Source organism: Cupriavidus sp. CER-90, from assembly GCF_057652055.1.
The window spans coordinates 1102313-1118803 of sequence record NZ_JBYGYM010000001.1; the positions used below are offsets into that span (position 1 = coordinate 1102313).

General features: G+C 66.5%; 13 protein-coding genes and 1 pseudogene. 9 read left to right on the forward strand and 5 right to left on the reverse strand.

Annotated elements, in window-relative coordinates; genetic code table 11:
* Positions 1-12: 12 nt before the first annotated feature.
* Entirely contained in the window at positions 13-501 is a 489-nt protein-coding gene (locus tag AC24R4_RS04965) for a hypothetical protein (protein ID WP_487522404.1), read from the reverse strand.
* Positions 502-818: 317 nt separating this feature from the next.
* Between AC24R4_RS04965 and AC24R4_RS04970 the strand changes: the two genes are divergently transcribed.
* Genes AC24R4_RS04970 through AC24R4_RS04985 form a run of 4 tightly spaced genes read left to right on the forward strand, consistent with a single transcriptional unit; the run spans position 819 to position 4821 of the window.
* Positions 819-2078, forward strand: coding sequence for a glycosyltransferase family 4 protein (locus AC24R4_RS04970; RefSeq protein ID WP_487522405.1), 1260 nt, complete (start codon positions 819-821; stop codon positions 2076-2078).
* Positions 2079-2088: 10 nt separating this feature from the next.
* Positions 2089-3138: a UDP-glucuronic acid decarboxylase family protein gene (locus AC24R4_RS04975; protein ID WP_487522406.1), complete on the forward strand. Its 1050-nt coding sequence runs from the start codon at positions 2089-2091 to the stop codon at positions 3136-3138.
* Positions 3139-3153: 15 nt separating this feature from the next.
* Positions 3154-3894 (forward strand): PIG-L deacetylase family protein, encoded by a 741-nt coding sequence (locus AC24R4_RS04980; protein WP_487522407.1) that lies wholly within the window; start codon positions 3154-3156, stop codon positions 3892-3894.
* A 42-nt stretch (positions 3895-3936) separates the two neighbouring features.
* On the forward strand, positions 3937-4821 hold the full coding sequence (locus AC24R4_RS04985; protein WP_487522408.1) for a glycosyltransferase family 2 protein: 885 nt from the start codon (positions 3937-3939) through the stop codon (positions 4819-4821).
* A gap of 11 nt (positions 4822-4832) precedes the next feature.
* On the opposite strand, the gene AC24R4_RS04990 is transcribed toward AC24R4_RS04985, so the two are convergent.
* Both AC24R4_RS04990 and AC24R4_RS04995 read right to left on the reverse strand, forming a co-directional pair.
* A complete protein-coding gene (locus AC24R4_RS04990) occupies positions 4833-7625 on the reverse strand; it encodes an ABC transporter transmembrane domain-containing protein (protein ID WP_487522409.1) in 2793 nt (930 codons plus the stop codon).
* 157 nt (positions 7626-7782) lie between these two features.
* Complete coding sequence (locus AC24R4_RS04995; protein ID WP_487522410.1) at positions 7783-8361, reverse strand: recombinase family protein; 579 nt, start codon at positions 8359-8361, stop codon at positions 7783-7785.
* A gap of 158 nt (positions 8362-8519) precedes the next feature.
* Between AC24R4_RS04995 and AC24R4_RS05000 the strand changes: the two genes are divergently transcribed.
* Both AC24R4_RS05000 and AC24R4_RS05005 read left to right on the forward strand, forming a co-directional pair.
* Positions 8520-8783, forward strand: coding sequence for a DUF6566 family protein (locus AC24R4_RS05000; protein ID WP_487522411.1), 264 nt, complete (start codon positions 8520-8522; stop codon positions 8781-8783).
* A complete protein-coding gene (locus tag AC24R4_RS05005) occupies positions 8776-9081 on the forward strand; it encodes a hypothetical protein (RefSeq protein WP_487522412.1) in 306 nt (101 codons plus the stop codon). Before AC24R4_RS05000 ends, AC24R4_RS05005 begins: the two co-directional genes overlap by 8 nt.
* Here the strand turns inward: AC24R4_RS05005 and AC24R4_RS05010 are convergent.
* The gene (locus AC24R4_RS05010; RefSeq protein WP_487522413.1) at positions 9059-13120 is read right to left on the reverse strand and encodes a CheR family methyltransferase; all 4062 of its coding nucleotides are present in this window, start codon (positions 13118-13120) and stop codon (positions 9059-9061) included. The genes AC24R4_RS05005 and AC24R4_RS05010 overlap by 23 nt on opposite strands.
* A 329-nt stretch (positions 13121-13449) precedes the next feature.
* On the opposite strand from AC24R4_RS05010, the gene AC24R4_RS05015 reads away from it, so the two are divergent.
* Positions 13450-13659 (forward strand): hypothetical protein, encoded by a 210-nt coding sequence (locus tag AC24R4_RS05015; RefSeq protein WP_487522414.1) that lies wholly within the window; start codon positions 13450-13452, stop codon positions 13657-13659.
* Between the two features lie 98 nt (positions 13660-13757).
* Here the strand turns inward: AC24R4_RS05015 and AC24R4_RS05020 are convergent, their stop codons facing one another.
* On the reverse strand, positions 13758-14141 hold the full coding sequence (locus tag AC24R4_RS05020; protein ID WP_487522415.1) for an EF-hand domain-containing protein: 384 nt from the start codon (positions 14139-14141) through the stop codon (positions 13758-13760).
* Between the two features lie 407 nt (positions 14142-14548).
* Here AC24R4_RS05020 and AC24R4_RS05025 point away from each other — a divergent pair, with 407 nt between their 5' ends.
* Both AC24R4_RS05025 and AC24R4_RS05030 read left to right on the forward strand, forming a co-directional pair.
* The gene (locus tag AC24R4_RS05025) at positions 14549-15019 is read left to right on the forward strand and encodes a hypothetical protein (RefSeq protein WP_487522416.1); all 471 of its coding nucleotides are present in this window, start codon (positions 14549-14551) and stop codon (positions 15017-15019) included.
* Positions 15020-15234: 215 nt separating this feature from the next.
* A pseudogene (locus AC24R4_RS05030) lies at positions 15235-16418 on the forward strand (porin).
* The last annotated feature ends 73 nt before the right edge of the window (positions 16419-16491 follow it).

The following is a 16491-nucleotide window of genomic DNA, read 5'->3' on the forward strand; positions in this document are numbered from 1 at the left end:
GTCGGCCGGGTATCAGCCCTGCATGTTGCCGTGCAGCCGTTCCCGCACCACGGCACGCAGCAGGCTGGCAATACAGCGCGAAAATGCCTCGTCATACCACCCGTTTGCACCGCTGGCGGCCACGACGATGCCGTCCAGCACGATGGCGCCGGCCAGCACCGTATCGCCCGTGCAAAGCAGGTGTGGCGCGCGATCCATCAGCTGGCCGCTGTCGATGGCCGTGCGCCACGTGATGCGCGCCTTCTCGCGGGCGTAATACGCATAGTCGGCATCCCAGCGGTCGCGCGACGGCAGCGAGTGCTCGTACAGGATCGCCTGCTCGAACGCGCAGGCACCGTAGGGCTTGCCCGGATCCATGATGACGATGTGCAGGCAGTGGCTCTCGCCGACGCCCTTGTCGTCGAGACTGGCCTCGAGCATGGGCAACGCGAGCGCGATGGCGCGGCGCGCGGCCTCTGTATCGGCCAGCGGCAGGCGGCCGGCTTCGGTATGGGCTGACATGGGGTTCCCCGACAGGTATGGGTGCGTCTGCCATGCAAGCTTTGCGCCGAGCCCTGCCCCCGCCGCCGCGGCAGCCATGTCCGTGGCAATCGCCTTCCGTACACCGGCCGCGGACCAACGCTTCTACACGGCGGCAGTAGAAACGGCTCTCGCGAACTGCAAATGCGGCGCGCCCGCCCCCCGGCTCGGCGGGCGGCACGGCGTGACGCGGAGAACCGTTATAACGGTTCTCCGTACGGGCGACGTCTCCTTTCCGCCGATTGGCATGCATGCTGCAGACGGCCGGTCTGAACAACGACCACAACGCGGAGTCCGCCATGCGAAGAATTGCCCTGATCAGCGAACATGCCTCGCCGCTTGCCAGCATTGGCAGCGTCGACAGCGGTGGACAGAACGTCTATGTGGCTCACCTGGCCCGGCAGCTCGGCAAGAGCGGCTACCCGGTGGACGTCTTCACGCGGCGTGACAAGGCGCTGCTGCCGGACGTCGTGGCCTTCGCGCCTAACGTACGCGTGATCCATGTGCCGGCGGGGCCCGCCGTCCAGGTGCCTAAGGAATCGCTGCTGCCACATATGCCGGCGTTTGGCGACTACATGGTCGAGTTCATGCGCCATGACGCCATCGGCTACGACATCCTGCACGCCAACTTTTTCATGTCTGGCGTGGCGGCGCTGCGCGCCAGGCAGGCGCTGGGCATCCCGCTGGTCATGACGTTCCACGCGCTGGGCAAGGTACGGCGGCTGCACCAGGGCAGCGCGGACGGCTTTCCTGACGCGCGCTTCGATATCGAGGACACGCTGGCACGCGAGTCCGATTGCGTGATCGCCGAATGCCCCCAGGACGCCGAAGACCTCGTGACCCTGTGCGGGGCGGAGCGGTCACGCATCGAAACGGTGCCGTGCGGCTTCGACGACGAGGAGTTTGCGCCGGTGGACCGCGCGCAGGCCCGCGCCGCGCTGGGGTGGGATGGCGGCGAGTTCACGGTGCTGCAGCTGGGCCGCCTGGTGCCGCGCAAGGGCATCGACAACGTGATTCGGGCCATCGGGTATCTGCGCCACACGCTGGGCATCCGTGCCCGGCTGTACGTGGTGGGCGGCAACGCGGAATCGCCGAGTGTCGCGGCCACACCCGAAATCGGGCACCTGCAACAGGTGGCCGACGCGGCCGGCGTGGCCGACAGCGTCACCTTCGTCGGCCGGCGGGGGCGGGAACAGCTGCGCCAGTTCTATGGCGCATCGGACGTCTTCGTCACCACGCCGTGGTACGAGCCATTCGGCATCACGCCGGTGGAAGCCATGGCCTGCGGGGTGCCGGTGGTGGGCGCCAACGTCGGCGGTATCCGGTCCACGGTGCTCGACGGCGAAACGGGCTTTCTGGTGCCGCCCAATGCACCGGAACCGCTTGCCGAGCGGCTTGCGCAGCTTTGCGCCGACCCGGCCCTGATGCAGCGCATGGGCGAGGCCGGCCGCCAGCGGGCCCAGGCGCTGTTCACGTGGGCGGGCGTGGCGCGGCAGATGGAACAGGTCTACGCCCGGCTGGCGCATGGCGCCGCTGGCGCCGGCCGCGCGGCGGCATAGGGGACACACCATGAAGGATCCTCATCAGAAGCGCATCCTGGTAACGGGCGGCGCCGGCTTCCTCGGTTCGCACCTGTGCGACCGCCTAGTCGAAGCCGGCCATGATGTACTTTGCGTCGATAACTTCTACACGGGCGGCAAGGAAAACATCGCTCACCTGCTGCCACGGCCCAATTTCGAATTGCTGCGTCACGACGTGACGTTCCCGCTCTACGTGGAGGTCGACGAGATCTACAACCTGGCCTGCCCCGCGTCGCCCGTGCATTACCAGAGCGATCCGGTGCAGACGACCAAGACCAGCGTGCATGGCGCCATCAACCTGCTGGGCCTGGCCAAGCGTGTCAAGGCGCGCATCCTGCAGGCTTCCACCAGCGAAGTCTACGGCGACCCCGACCACCATCCGCAACAGGAGAGCTACTGGGGGCACGTGAATCCGGTCGGCCGGCGGGCGTGCTACGACGAAGGCAAGCGGTGTGCGGAAACGCTGTTCATGGACTACCACCGCCAGCACGGCGTGGACGTGCGGATCGCCCGCATTTTCAATACCTACGGGCCTCGCATGCATCCAGCCGACGGCCGGGTGGTCTCCAATTTCATCTCGCAGGCGCTGGCCGGCGAGCCGCTTACGCTCTATGGCGACGGGTCGCAGACGCGCTCGTTCTGCTACGTGGACGATCTGGTCGAAGGGCTGATCCGCCTGATGGCATCAAATGCGGCCGGCACGCCGGTCAACCTGGGCAACCCGTGCGAGACCACGATGCGCGACATCGCCACCGAGATCCTCCACGCCACCGGCTCGGCCTCGACGCTCGAACATCGGCCGCTGCCGGAGGACGATCCGCGCCAGCGGTGCCCCGACATCACCCTGGCCCGCACGCTGCTGCAGTGGCAGCCGGCCGTGCCGCTGGCACAGGGATTGCGATTGACCGTGGCTGCGTTCGTATCCCTCCGGGCGGTGCAGCAACGCGCTCGCGCGGGCGCGACCCTGTGGCAACCGCCCGTGGGCGAGGCACGCGACGCGGCGCCCGCGCCTGACTGGCACCCGACCGACTTCCGCTGACCTCCGCTGATATCGATGCCGTTTCTTGAGATCCCCAAGCCGCTGACCGTCATCTCTCCCCACCTGGACGACGCCGTCTTCAGTTGCGGCGCGCTGCTTGCCGCCGCGCAGGATGCCGTGGTCGTCACCGTGCTCGCGGGCGTGCCCGACGCCAGCACCGAGGTGCCGGACTGGGATCGGGCCGCAGGCTTCGGCAGCGTGACGCAGGCCGTTTCGCAACGGCGCCGCGAGGACGCACGCGGCCTGAACATGCTCGGAGCGCGACCCGAGTGGCTCGGCTTTCTCGATGGGCAATACGGCCGGCAGCATAGCGCGGAAGACATCATGGCCGGGTTGGCCGCTTCGCCTTCGATGCAGCGCGGTGGCACCGTGATTGCGCCGATGGGGCTGTTCCATAGCGATCACATCCTGGTCAGCCGGGCCTGCATGCTGCTGCGTGCCACCGTATCGAGCATGCAGACCGCCGATACGGCGGAAGGCGGCACGCCAACGCCGCCGGTGCAATGGCTGTTCTATGAAGACGCGATCTACCGCCGGCTGCCCGGCATGGTGCAGAGCCGCCTGATGGGCTGGTGGCAGGCCGGGCTGATCGCCGCGCCGGTGCATTTTCCGCTCACACCCTGGCAGAACATGAAGATGGCAGCCGTGGAGGCCTACGAGAGTCAGCTGCCGCTGTTCAACGCGGGCCAGCTCGCGGACCTTGGCGCGCCCGAGCGGTACTGGGCGCTCGACATCGTGCCGGGCAAAGGCACCTGATCCGGCGCACGAGCCGGCACACTGACGGTCGCGCAAACGACAATGGATGCTATCCCCTCGCACGCCGGCATCAGCGTGGTCGTGCTGACCTACAACCGCCGCGACACCCTGTGCTGGACGCTGCGCCATCTGCAGGGCTTGCCCGAACGGCCCCGTATCGCAGTGGTGGACAATGGGTCCACCGACGGCACGGCGGCCATGGTGCGCGATGTTTTTCCGCAGGTCGTCTGCCTGCGCAGCGACACCAACCTGGGCGCGGCGGGGCGGAACCTTGGCGCGCAATGGGCGGCCCAGGTGGCCGGCACCCCGTACGTGGCGTTTTGCGATGACGACTGCTGGTGGCAGCCCGGATCGCTCGCCCGGGCCTGCGCACTGCTCGACGCCTATCCCGCCGTGGCCTCGTTGACCGCGCGCATCCTGGTGGGCGCTTCCGGCAAGGAAGACCCCACCAGCACGCTGATGTCGCACAGCCCCCTGCCCTCGGCGGACCTGCCGGGTCGCGCCATCCTGGGCTTCATGGCCGGCGCGACGGCATTCCGCGCGGATGCCTTTCTGGCCGCCGGCGGTTACGACGAACGTTTTTTCATCGGTGGTGAAGAAACCGTGCTCGCCTGGAAGCTCGCCGCGCACGGCTGGCTGATGGTCTACGCCCCGGAACTGGTAGTTCATCATCATCCCAGCCCGTTGCGCGACAGCCGCGCCCGCCGCGCGCTGCTGGCACGCAACGCCGTGTGGGCCGCGTGGCTGCACCTGCCCGCCACCATGGCGATTGGCGATACCGTGCGCGCCATGCCGTCGCTCGCCATGCATCTGGGCGTGGCAGGATGGCGCGAACTGGCGCACGGGATGCAGTGGGTGCTGCGTGAGCGGGCCGTGGTGGGCGACCACGTGGTGGCGGCGCTGCGGCTCACGCGCCGGCAACGTTGACGCCGGGCCAGTCAGGACGACTCATTGCGCGAGCCACGCAGCGCACCGGAAGACCCGGCGGGAAGCGGGTCGGCCGGTGGGGCCGACGGTCCGGCCGCGGCATGCCGGTAGTGGGCCGATATCGCCGCGATCAGTTCCGCCATCTGCACGGGCTTCGACAGATGCAGCTGGAAACCGGCCATCATCGCGCGGATGCGGTCCTGCGGCTGCGCGTGACCGGACAGCGCAATGGCGGTGACCCGGCGCACCAGCGACACTTCGCGCTCGGATTCCAGCCGCCGCACGTCGCGCAGCACGGTGTAGCCGTCCTCCTCGTCCAGCGCGATATCGCAGAGCAGCACCTGGGGCCACTGGGCCGGCGCGGTTTCCGACAGGTGCTGCAACAGGTCGCGCCCGTGCGCGAATGCCAGCGCCTCGGCACCCAGGTCTTCCAGCGCATCGACCAGCACGTCGCGCGTGGGTGCGTCGTCGTCCAGCACCAGCACGCAGCAGCCGCGCAGCGTCTGCGGACCGATCGCAAGCGGCGGCGCGTCTGTCAGCGACAACTGGGGCGCCGCCAGCGGCTCGCCTAACGGGCGCATCGGCATGCGCAGCTGCCACATCTGCTGGGCTGTATCGGCCTTCAACGTGATGCCCGCCTCGGCCAGCTCCGCCTGCAGCCGCTGGATCTCGGCGGCCGACACCGGATGCCCCTGCGCCGACGCCGTGGCCGACAGGGTCAGCGCCGCGTCGCCGTTGCTGCGCTCCAGGCGCAGCTCGATGCGGCCCCCCGCTTCCACCGCATCGACGATGCGCTCGCAAAGCTCCCATATCACCTTCTGCAGCAGCCCCGGATCGCCGGTCACGCGCAGCTCGGCCTCGCCCACGACCGTGAACAGGTGGATATGGCGGGCCGCGATGCGCTCGCGCAGGCCGTCCACCACGCCGGCGACAATCGTTTCGAGCCGGATGGGCTGCAGCGCCAGCCGTTCTTCGGTGCGCTCCAGTTCGCGCTGCTGCTGCTGCAGCCGCCACATCTGCGCGTAGACGCCGCCGCGCGCCAGCAGCGCCTGGTGCGTGCCGGCCTCCACCACCCGGCCATGTTCCATGACCAGGATATGGTCCGCATCGGTGATGGTCGATAGCCGGTGCGCGATGATGAATGCCGTACGGCCCTTCGCCACGTGCGTCAGTTCCAGCTGGATGGCGCGCTCGGTACGCGTGTCGAGCGCGGACGTGGCTTCGTCGAACACCACGATCGGCGGCCGCTTGAGCATGGCGCGCGCGATGGCCACGCGCTGGCGCTCGCCGCCGGACAGGCGCACCCCGCGCTCGCCGACCATGGTCTCGTAGCCGTCCGGCAGGCGATCGACGAACGCATCGAGCTGGGCGGCGCGCGCGGCTTCCACCACATCGGACCGCGACGCACCCTCCAGGCCATAGGCGATGTTGTAGGCGATCGTGTCGTTAAAGAGAATGGTGTCCTGCGGCACGATGCCCACCGCCTCGCGCAGGCTGCGCTGGGTCACCAGCCGCAGGTCCTGCCCGTCGATCAGCACGCGACCCGAGTCCGGTTGATAAAGCCGGAACAGCAGGCGCGCCAGTGTCGACTTGCCGGAGCCGCTGCCGCCCACCACCGCCACGGTCTGGCCCGCGCCCACGCGAAAGCTCACGTCCCACAGCGTCTGGCGGCTGGGGTCGTAGCTGAAGTTCACGTGCTCGAACGCAATGTCGCCCTGCCTGACCACCAGCGGCCGCGCGCCGGGCGCATCGTCGTCCTCGCCGGCGCGCCCCTTGGCGTCGAGCAGCGCGAACAGGCGTTCCACGTTGGTCATTGCGTCGTTCGACTCGCGAAAAATGAAACCGAGCGTATTCAGCGGCAACACCACCTGGATGATGTACGCGTTGATCAGCACGAGGTCCCCGACCGTCAGCGTGCCCTGCGCCACCCGCTGCACGCCCAGCAGCATGACGCTGGCCACCCCGATGGCAATGCACCCGCTCTGCGCGATATGCAGCGCCGACAGCGCGTGCTGGTTTTCCACGCTGGCCTCGACCCAGCGGTCCAGCAGGCGGCCAAGACGGCGCGACTCGAACGATTCGCGGGCGAAGTACTTGACGGTGTCGTAGTTCAGCAGGCTGTCCACCACCTTGCTGTTGGTCTGCGCCTCCACGGCATTGACGCGGCGCTGCACCCGCATGCGGCGGCGGGTCAGCAGCGCCGTACAGGCCGAATAGAGCACGAAGACGACCAGGATGATCGCCGCGAACTGGCCGCCGTAGCCGGCCACCATGATCACCAGCACGGCCGCGATCTCCAGCAGCGTGGGCACGATGGTGAAGACGGCAACGCCAAGCAGGAAGCCGATGGCGGCGGTGCCCTTGTCCATGTCACGAATGATGCCGCCGGTCTCGCGCTGCGAATGGAATCGCGCACCCAGGCCGTGCAGGTGCGAAAACGCCCGGGCCGTGAAGGTGGCCACGGTGCTCTGCGCCACTTGCGCGAACACCACGTCACGCAGTTCGTTGAACGCGTTGCCGAGCAGCCGCAGGACGGCGTAGGCCAGCACCAGGAAGACCGGGATCGTGACGATCAGGCGCACCAGCGGCCCCATGCTGGCAGCGCCGGCGGGGTTGGCCAGCGTCTGGGCGGACGCCGCCTCGTCCACGATCAGCTTCAGGATCAGCGGAACTGATACCGTGGCGGCCTTGGCCAGGAGCAGCAGGACGATGGCCACCACGACACGGACGCGATGGCGCCAGATGGCCGTCCAGAGTTCGCCGGCAATGCGCCGGCGCGATACTGGCATCGCGGTTTGTGGCATGCGCTTGGCCTCCGCAACCGAGAAAGTTCGGGAACGGTATCGCCCGGCGCAAGGAGTATGCCCATCGCCACGTCAGCGTTCGCGCACGGTGAGCGGCGGCGCGCGGGCAAGAATTGCATCGCGCCACGCCGATCGTACATGCTGCGCGGGCGCGGCGTCACTCCGGGTGAACGTCCCGGATCCGCATGATGGTCTGGCGTGACACCTTGAAAGTGCGGGCCAGTTCGCTGACCGACGTGCCCCGGCGCAGTGCCGCCCGGATTTCATCATGCATGTTGGTGGCCAGCGCCGGGCGCCTGCCCAGGCGGCTGCCGCGCTCGACGGCCTGCTCGGCGCTGGCCTTCATCCGGGCGCTGCGGGTGTCGCGTTCCAGGCCCTCCACGGCCTGCAGTGTCCGGAATGCCGTGGAGGCGGCGTCGGTCAGCATCGCGTCCCCGGTTTCCAGGCAGTGAAGTTTCACCCCGAGCGCCCGGAACCGCTCCACCGTTGCGACCACGTCGCGCACGGAACTGCCAAGACTGCACAGGCGCAGCGTGGCCACGACATCCCCGGCGCGCAGACGCCGCAGAAGCTGCTGCATGCGCGGGCGCTCCAGCGCCGCGATCGACGTCGGGGTGCATTCCCACCAGGCCTGTCCGAAATCCACGACATAACCGGCGGCGTCAAAGCTGACGCATTCCTTTTCGAACTCGCGAAGGGTGGAAGCCTGATTGGTGTAGACGTGGATCGAGGGCATGGGGCGGTGCGTGACCGATAGTGAGTGCAAGCATATCAGGATGTCCTGAACCTGGACATTCCGGACAAGGCTGCCATGTATCGCCACAGGGGCGACCTTCTTACAATTTTTCCACAGGCAATCGATATGCCTGGGTATCTGGAAGCAAGGAGACCGCCATGGCAATGCAACAGTATTATGGGCATACCGTCGAAGGCGCCGCGCTGTTTCTGGGCGAAAACAACTGGCAGGCATCGGGGCGCGTGGCGCAAGGCGGCGCGGTCCTCGTGCAGTCGTGCGACATTGGTGTGTTCCGGACATGCGAACGGGCCATGGCCGAAGGGCTGGCCTGGGCCAAGGACTGGATCGACCGCAACCAGTGTCCTGGCTACGTCCAGCCGCTTCCTCCTGCGGCGGGGCATCCCGAGCCGCTCCATGCATGATCCGTCCCGTACCGGGCAGCGTCAGCGCTTCGACCCTGCGGCGGCGCTGGCCCGGGTAGACCGACATATCGCCGAAGGCCGGACGATTATCCGCCGCCAGATTGCCGTGCTGCGCCAGATGCAGCAGGACGGCCTGCCCACCCGCAATGGGCTGGAACTGCTGGCGGCGCTGCGCGCTACTGTCGAGGCATTACGCCGGCATCGCCGCTTCGTGCTCGAAGCCATGCCGCCCGCGCCGGCGGACCTTGCGCCGCGCCCGGATTGTTCGCCGCCTGTCAGGCAAGCCGAAGGCGCATGAGCGTGGAAAGCAGGTCGTCCAGCATGACCGGCTTGGGCAGATGCGCATCGAATCCCGCCTGCAGCGCCGCGTCGACGTCGCTGTGGCGGCCATAGCCGCTGAGCGCGATAGCGGGCACTTCCTTCAGCGCGTCCTGCCCGCGTACCCGGTGGACCAGTTGATAGCCGTCCATGCCGGGCATCCCGATATCCGACAGCAGCAGGTCGGGCTTGCGCAACTGCATGGAAGCCAGCGCCGACTCGCCATCGCTGGCCACGTCGACCAGGGCGCCCTCGGCCTCGAGCAGCATGCGGAAGGTTTCCACGGTCTGCTGGTCATCGTCGACCAGCATCACATGCATACCGCGCAGCAACGATGCCGGTAGCACACCGGCGTCGTCTTCGGCCGTCGCCGGGGTGCCGACCGGCAGCGTCACGGTGAAGGTACTGCCCTGACCGGGGCCGGCCGATGCGGCTTCCGCGGTGCCGCCGTGCAGTGTCGTGATTTCCTTGACCAGGTTCAGCCCGATGCCCAGGCCGCGGGACCGCGCCCGCATGGCGCCGCCCTGTCGGAACATGTCGAAGATATGGGGCAGCGTCTGCGCATCGATGCCCATGCCGGTATCTTCCACGGTCAATCGCGCAACGCTGGCATCGCTTTCCAGCACCACCTTGATGCGGTCGCCTGACTCCGTGAATTTCAGCGCATTGCTGAGCAGGTTCCAGACCACCTGCTCGACGCGCGTCACGTCGGCATGAATCCACACGGGCTGGTCCGGCAATGCCGCCTCCAGCGTCGTCCCGCGCTGGGCCGCCTCTTCGCGCACCGCATCGCTGACGCGGCGCACTACCTCCGCGAAATCGATCGTGGCCCGCGCGACCGACAGCTTGCCGGTGCGCACGCGGGACATGTCCAGCAGGTCGTCGATGATCTGTGCCTGGCCCAGCACCGTGCGCCGGATCGTCTCCGTGGCACGGGCGATCATGGGATTGCGGCGCGCCTCGGCGGAACGCGCGATCAGTTCGCTGCTGGCACTGATCAGGTTCAGCGGATGCTTCAGTTCGTGCGACGCCACGGCCAGGAACTCGTCACGATGATCCTGGACGGGCGTGGCGCGGAACCCGCCATCAAGACGCAGCGCGCCGGCCGGCACCGCCTCGTTCATGTCGCGGCAGATCTTGGCATAGCCGCTGACGCCGGACTGTTCCAGGCGGGACAGCACGCCCGTGGAGCGGAAGCGCGTGCCGTCCTTGCGCAGGTGCCAGCGGTCTTCCTCCACCCGCCCGAACTTGCGTGCCTGCGCTCTTTCCTCCGCCGGCACACCGCGGTCGCGATCCTGCGGCAGATAAAGCACATCGGCCGGCTCGCCCAGCAGTTCCGCTTCGGTGTAGCCGAAAATGCGCTGGGCACCCATGTTCCAGCTGGTAATGCGGCCGTCGTCGTCGAAGGTGATGATCGCGTAGTCGCGCGTGCTTTCGGCCACGATGCGCATGCGCCGTTCGCCCTCGCGCAACTGGGCCTCGGCCGCCTTGCGCGACGTGATGTCGATAAACGACAGCACGGCGCCGTCGATGCGGTCTTCGGTCGTGCGATAGGGCAGAAAGCGCGCCAGATACCAGCGGCCATCGCTGCTTTGCACCTCGCGCTCGATCAGCCGCAGCGAATCGAAGGCCTCGGCCGCATCGTCGGACAGCTTGTCGTAGTCGAGCCGGTGCGTGATGTCCAGCAGCGAGCGGCCAATGTCGGACGGGATGATGCTGAACACGTCGGTGGCACGCGGCGTGTAACGCTTGATACGGATGTTCCGGTCGACGAAGATCGTGCCAATGTCGTTGGCCATGATCAGGTTCTGCAGATCGTCGTTGATCTTGCTGGTTTCCTCGACCTTCGACTTCAGTTCGGCATTGACCGTGGTGAGTTCCTCGTTGATCGACTGCAGCTCTTCCTTGCTGGTCTCGAGTTCCTCGGTGGCCGAGCGCAGTTCCTCGTTGATGGCCTGCAGTTCCTCGTTGGACGCCTTCAGTTCCTCGGTGGACGTCTCTGACTGCTCGATCGTGGCCTGCAGTTGCTCCTTGGTGCGATGCAGTTCGCGTTCGAGCTGACTGACGATCGGGTCGGGCTGGCGCTTCTGCGGGGCGTCGGACGACTCGCTCATGCTGTCCTCCACCTCATGGAACAGGATCAGGACGAAGTCCGCATTGGCCTCGGCGTCATGCACCGGCCGCGCAATCATGTTGACGAAGTAGTTGCGCCCGTCGCGCGTCAGCTGCACGCGTCGCGCTTCCACGCTATGGTTGGTCTGCAGGGCCTGGAAGATGGCCGTGCGCAGTTCCAGGCGCAACTCGGGCCGTACGGCCGCGATCACGTTGTGCGACGGCTCGCCGCCCGCATATTCCAGGAAGCGCCCCGCACGATCCGACAGGTGAACGATGTCCGACTCGCGGCTGACCAGCACGCTGGGCGGAGCATGCTGCTCCACTAGACGCTGGTGCAGGTCACCGAACGAGAACTTGCGGCGCCCAGGCGGCTGCATGATCGCAATCGGCATGCGCATGTTCTGCATGGCCGCCGACATCGGCACGGGCGCATCGCCACGCACCGCGACATTGGCCCGGTAGATGCGCGCCTTCTTGTCCACCACCGAGAACAGCGAACTGACGCTGTCCGCCGCCTCGGAACTCCCCAGGAACAGATAGCCGCCGGGACGCAGCGCAAAGTGGAACGTGCGCAGGACGTCGAGCTGCGCCTCGCGATCCAGGTAGATCAGCAGGTTGCGGCAGCAGATCATGTCCAGCCGCGAGAACGGCGGGTCGCGCAGCACGTTGTGCAGGGCAAACAGCACGTGTTCGCGCAGTTCCTTCTTGACGCGGTAGTGCGCGGCGTCCTTCACGAGGAACTGGCGCACCCGGCCAGCATCCACATCGGCCAGGATCGATTCCGGATACAGCCCGGTGCGCGCGTAGGAGATGGCGCGCTCGTCGATATCGGTGGCAAACACCTGGAACGGCACGGCTTCCGCGTTCCGCGACGAGGCCTCCGCCAGCAGCATTGCCAGCGAGTAGGCCTCCTCGCCCGTGGCACAGCCGGCAGACCAGACGCGAATCGGCTCGTTTTCGATGCGATGTTCCAGCAACTGGGGCACGACATCGTTCTGCAACAGGTCGTACGCGTCCTTGTCGCGGAAGAAGTTGGTCACGCTGATCAGCATGTCCTGCAGCAGGTGCGGCGTCTCGTCGGGGTGGTCGTGCAGGAAGTCGCGATACTCCTGCAGTTCCGACAGCCCGCTGACCTGCATGCGGCGCTCGATGCGGCGCAGCACCGTGGCGCGCTTGTACTGGCGGAAGTCATGGCCGGTGCGTGTACGCAGGATGACCATGATTTCACGCAGAATCCGCTCGTTGTCCGTAGCCACGGCGTCGTCCGCGTCCGACTCGGCCTCCACGGTGGCGCGAATGCGGCGCTTGTTGGACCACGTCTCCAGCAGACGCTGGGGCATGTCCGCCACGGGCAGCACGAAATCGACCTGACCCGTACCGATGGCGGCGCGCGGCATGCTGGAGAACGCCGCGTCATCGGGTTGCTGGGCCACCACGATGCCGCCCAGTTCCTTCACCCGCGTGATCCCGACGGCGCCGTCGGCACCAGCGCCCGACAGTACGATACCGACCGCCCGGTCACGGTGCGCTTCCGCCAGCGAACGCAGGAACAGGTCGATGGCCATGCGCCGGTCGTCATGCGACGCAGCCGGCTGTACCCGCAGGTATCCATCCACCATCGTCAGCACCATCGACGGGGCAATCAGATAGACGTGATTGGGCTCGATGGCGGTCGCTTCATTGACCTGTTGCACCGGCATCGAAGTGACCCCGGACAGGATGCCCGGCAGCGACGTGGCGTGATCCGGCGACAGGTGCAGGACAATGACGTATGCAGCACCCGTGCGCGCCGGAATGGCTTCGAAGAATGACCGCAGGGCCTCGATCCCGCCCGCGGATGCGCCGATTCCCACCACAGGAAAGTGAAGTTGACTGGGAATGGATTTCACCTTGGACGGAGCCATGAACGTAGATGCGCCGATGCTGGATAGAGACCGCAATCATACTACGCAGGAAGTTCGCCACCGCTGGTGTCAGGCTTCCCCGGCCTTCCTTGCGGAAGCCCAAAAAAGAAGCCGCTCCCAAGGAGCGGCCCGAATACGAACTGACTCTCTTGCGTGGCGCGAATCGTGCAAGAGCCTCCCGAATATATGTCCAGCCGTGATGCTATCGTAAGTCCGAAATGCATGCTATACGGACATTCGATAAAGGGGATTTTCCGCCGAGTTTGGCGACATGCGCGCCGGTCGTGCCGATATATTGAAGTGAGTCATTCCTCAATCCCTTGACAGCCATGCAAAAAGGAAAAGCACTGCGGGATCTGGTGATTCTTGACCGCTATATCGCCGAGCGCGAGGCGGAATTGCGGCGTGCGGAAATGGCAGCCCGGCTGGCCTCCGCCGGCGGCGACGCCCAATCTGCAGGAACGCTCGCCGTCCTGCGCCAATCGATCCACGTCCTGCGGGCACGCCGCGAGGTCCTCGGCGGCAACGGGCGGGGGTAAAACTGGAACGGTGTCGGCACGGCAGTTCGATACGTCGTGATACAAGACCCCGCCCCTTGTCGCGGGGCCCTGACCGGCCAAAAGCCGGGACCTCGCCTTCAGTTGATGATCGGATTCTTCTTCTGCATATCGTCCTGGATCATCTTCGACCAGGCGGCTCCCACCTGCCGCTCGGTCACGTAGCCGTGCTTCCGGGTATCGATTTTGTCGAACCGCTTGTAAACCTCGGGCATGCCAACGCGTGCTTCTTCACGGGTCAGCTTGCCGTCGTGATCGGTGTCGGCCGCCTTGAACCGTTCCATGAACCACTTCTTGCGCTCGGCCGGCGTCATGCCTTGCGGAGGCTGCGGGACTTCGTTCACGTCGGTCGTGGCGGGCGGCGCGGCCGGTGCCGCAGGTTGCGAGGCCTGCGCGCTGGCGACGCCGCTCGCGATGCTGATCGACAAGGCCAGGGCAGCCGCCAGGCAGTGGATACGGTCCATTTTTTCTCCTCGATTCTCGTTGTGTGACGATGCCCGGGCCGGGAGATACCGCCATTGCCGGAATGGCGGAATTCCCACGCGGGTATCCGTCCCAGTATTGGCGAAATTTCAGCCAGGCATTTGACATTTTGGGACTGTCGTTTGATGCCTGGGGACATCGTTCCGGCATCTCGCCCGCCTTTATGTGATTTCGCCATGGCTGCGGACGGCGGATGACGGGCCCGCTGTTGCGCATCAGGCGCGGGGCACTCCAAGGCCTTGTTGCATTGCAGCGTCCCATCCGCGACATAAGATGGAACAAACCCGATCGCCCCAAGATTTACAAGGTAGTGGCGCGGAATCCGCCGGCTGGGCGCGGCGGATCGGCCGGGCAGCGTCGGGCCCAGCCAGCCAAGCGAGGACACATCATGAACGGGCGCAGGTATTGCAAGATCGCCCTGGCACTGGCGGCGGGCGCAGCGATGGCCGCCGGCGGCCCGTCCCTGGCCGGTGGTCGAGGCGCCGTCGGGGGCGGCGGCATGCGCGGCGGGATCATGCAAGGCGGCGGCTTTCATGGCGGCGGGTTTCAAGGCCACGGCGGCTTTCGGCATGGCGGGTTTCGCCGCAGCCATGGGCACGTCGTCTACTTCGCGGTAGGCACTGCGTGGCCCGGCTGGTGGGAATATTCATACGACGGCGGGCCGTACTACCAGACGGACTACGCCGGGTCCGGCTACGACACGCCTTCGGCGCCGTCTGCCAGCCGGAAATCCGCCAGGACTGACCGAGCGTCAGAAAACGGGTGGTCGTATTACTGCGACCAGCCCGGCGGCTATTACCCCCAGGTCAAACGCTGCCCGGGCGGCTGGCAAATGGAGCCCGCCCGGCCGCGCCCCTAGCACCAAGGCGTGACAGCGCAACCACGGACCGTCGCCTGCGTAGCCGTTGCCTCGTCAATCATCACCGCCTCGGCAGCGACCGCAGATGCGCTGCACGTGCGTGCGCCAGCAGACAGATCGAACCGCCAGGGTGGCATTCCATGCAAGCGACAAGCGTGAACCCGCAACGCCAGCAGCCATGACTCACCCATAACAACATCGAGGAGGCGGCAGACATGAGACTGAGACTTCTTGCACTTGTGGCGTTGCAGGCCCTCGCCTGGCAGGCGCACGCGCAATCGAACGTGACGCTCTACGGCGTCGTCGACGTCAACGTCGAATATGCCAATCACCTTGGCGCGGTACCCACGTCCGCAAATGGCTTCAACCCCGGCCCCTCGCACAGTGTGGTGCGGATGGATTCTGGCGGCGTATCCGGGTCGCGCTGGGGGCTGCGCGGCACGGAGGCCCTGGGCATGGGCCTCAAGGCGGTCTTCGTGCTGGAAAGCGGCTTCAATGCCGACAGTGGCACGTCGCAGCAAGGCGGCCGGCTGTTTGGCCGGCAAGCGTTCGTCGGGCTGCAAAGCGCAGTATGGCCAGTTGTCGCTCGGCCGCCAGTACACGTCGATGTTCGAGGCGCTGGCGAACTTCGTCCCGGCTGCCTATGCCACGCAGTACGAGCCTGCCGTGGTACTGGCCGGGGCCAATTTCCGCGAGGACAACACCATCAAGTACACCGGCAATTTCGGGCCCGTCACCACACTGGCCCATTTTTCATTCGGCACCGGCCTGGCGCTACCGCCGACGGTCGGCGCACCGTCCATTCTTGGCGGCAACGGCGAAGTACCGGGCCAGTTCCGGCGCGATACCGCCTATGGTGCGTCGGTGGTCTATACCGCCGGGCCAGTGGGTCTGGTCGTGACCTATGACCAGTTCAATCCGACCATCGCACCCGCCGCCAACCCGGCCAATGCGGGCAGCGGCACGTTCAAGAAGGCTGGCGCAGGCGCCAGCTATGCATTCGGTGCCGCCAAGGTCATGGGCGGCTATCGCTGGGGCCAGAACAAGAATCAGGTAGGTGCCGAGTTCTTTCGCGACCATTTCTACTGGATCGGCGGGACTTATCAGCTGACGCCCTCGGTCGGCCTGATGCTCGAGTACAACTACGACGACGTCAGGAACCAGTTCGGCAATGCCAGCCAGCCCAATCCCTGGCAGATCGCCTTTATTTCCAACTACGCATTCTCCAAAGCGCACCGATGTCTATATCAGTGCTGCCTATGCCAAAAATGCCGGCCTTGGTCTGGAATCCGCCGCCATCTTCTATGCCAACAGCCTGTCGCTTGGCAACAGCTATGCCCTGGCGAACGGGCAGAGTTCCATGCTTGGCATCGCCCTGGGGCTGCGCCACAAGTTCTGAGCGGCAGGGTGCGGGTTCAGCCGCCTGCCGGACGCTGGAATAGCGACTAATATGAACGAGCGCATGGCTGCGT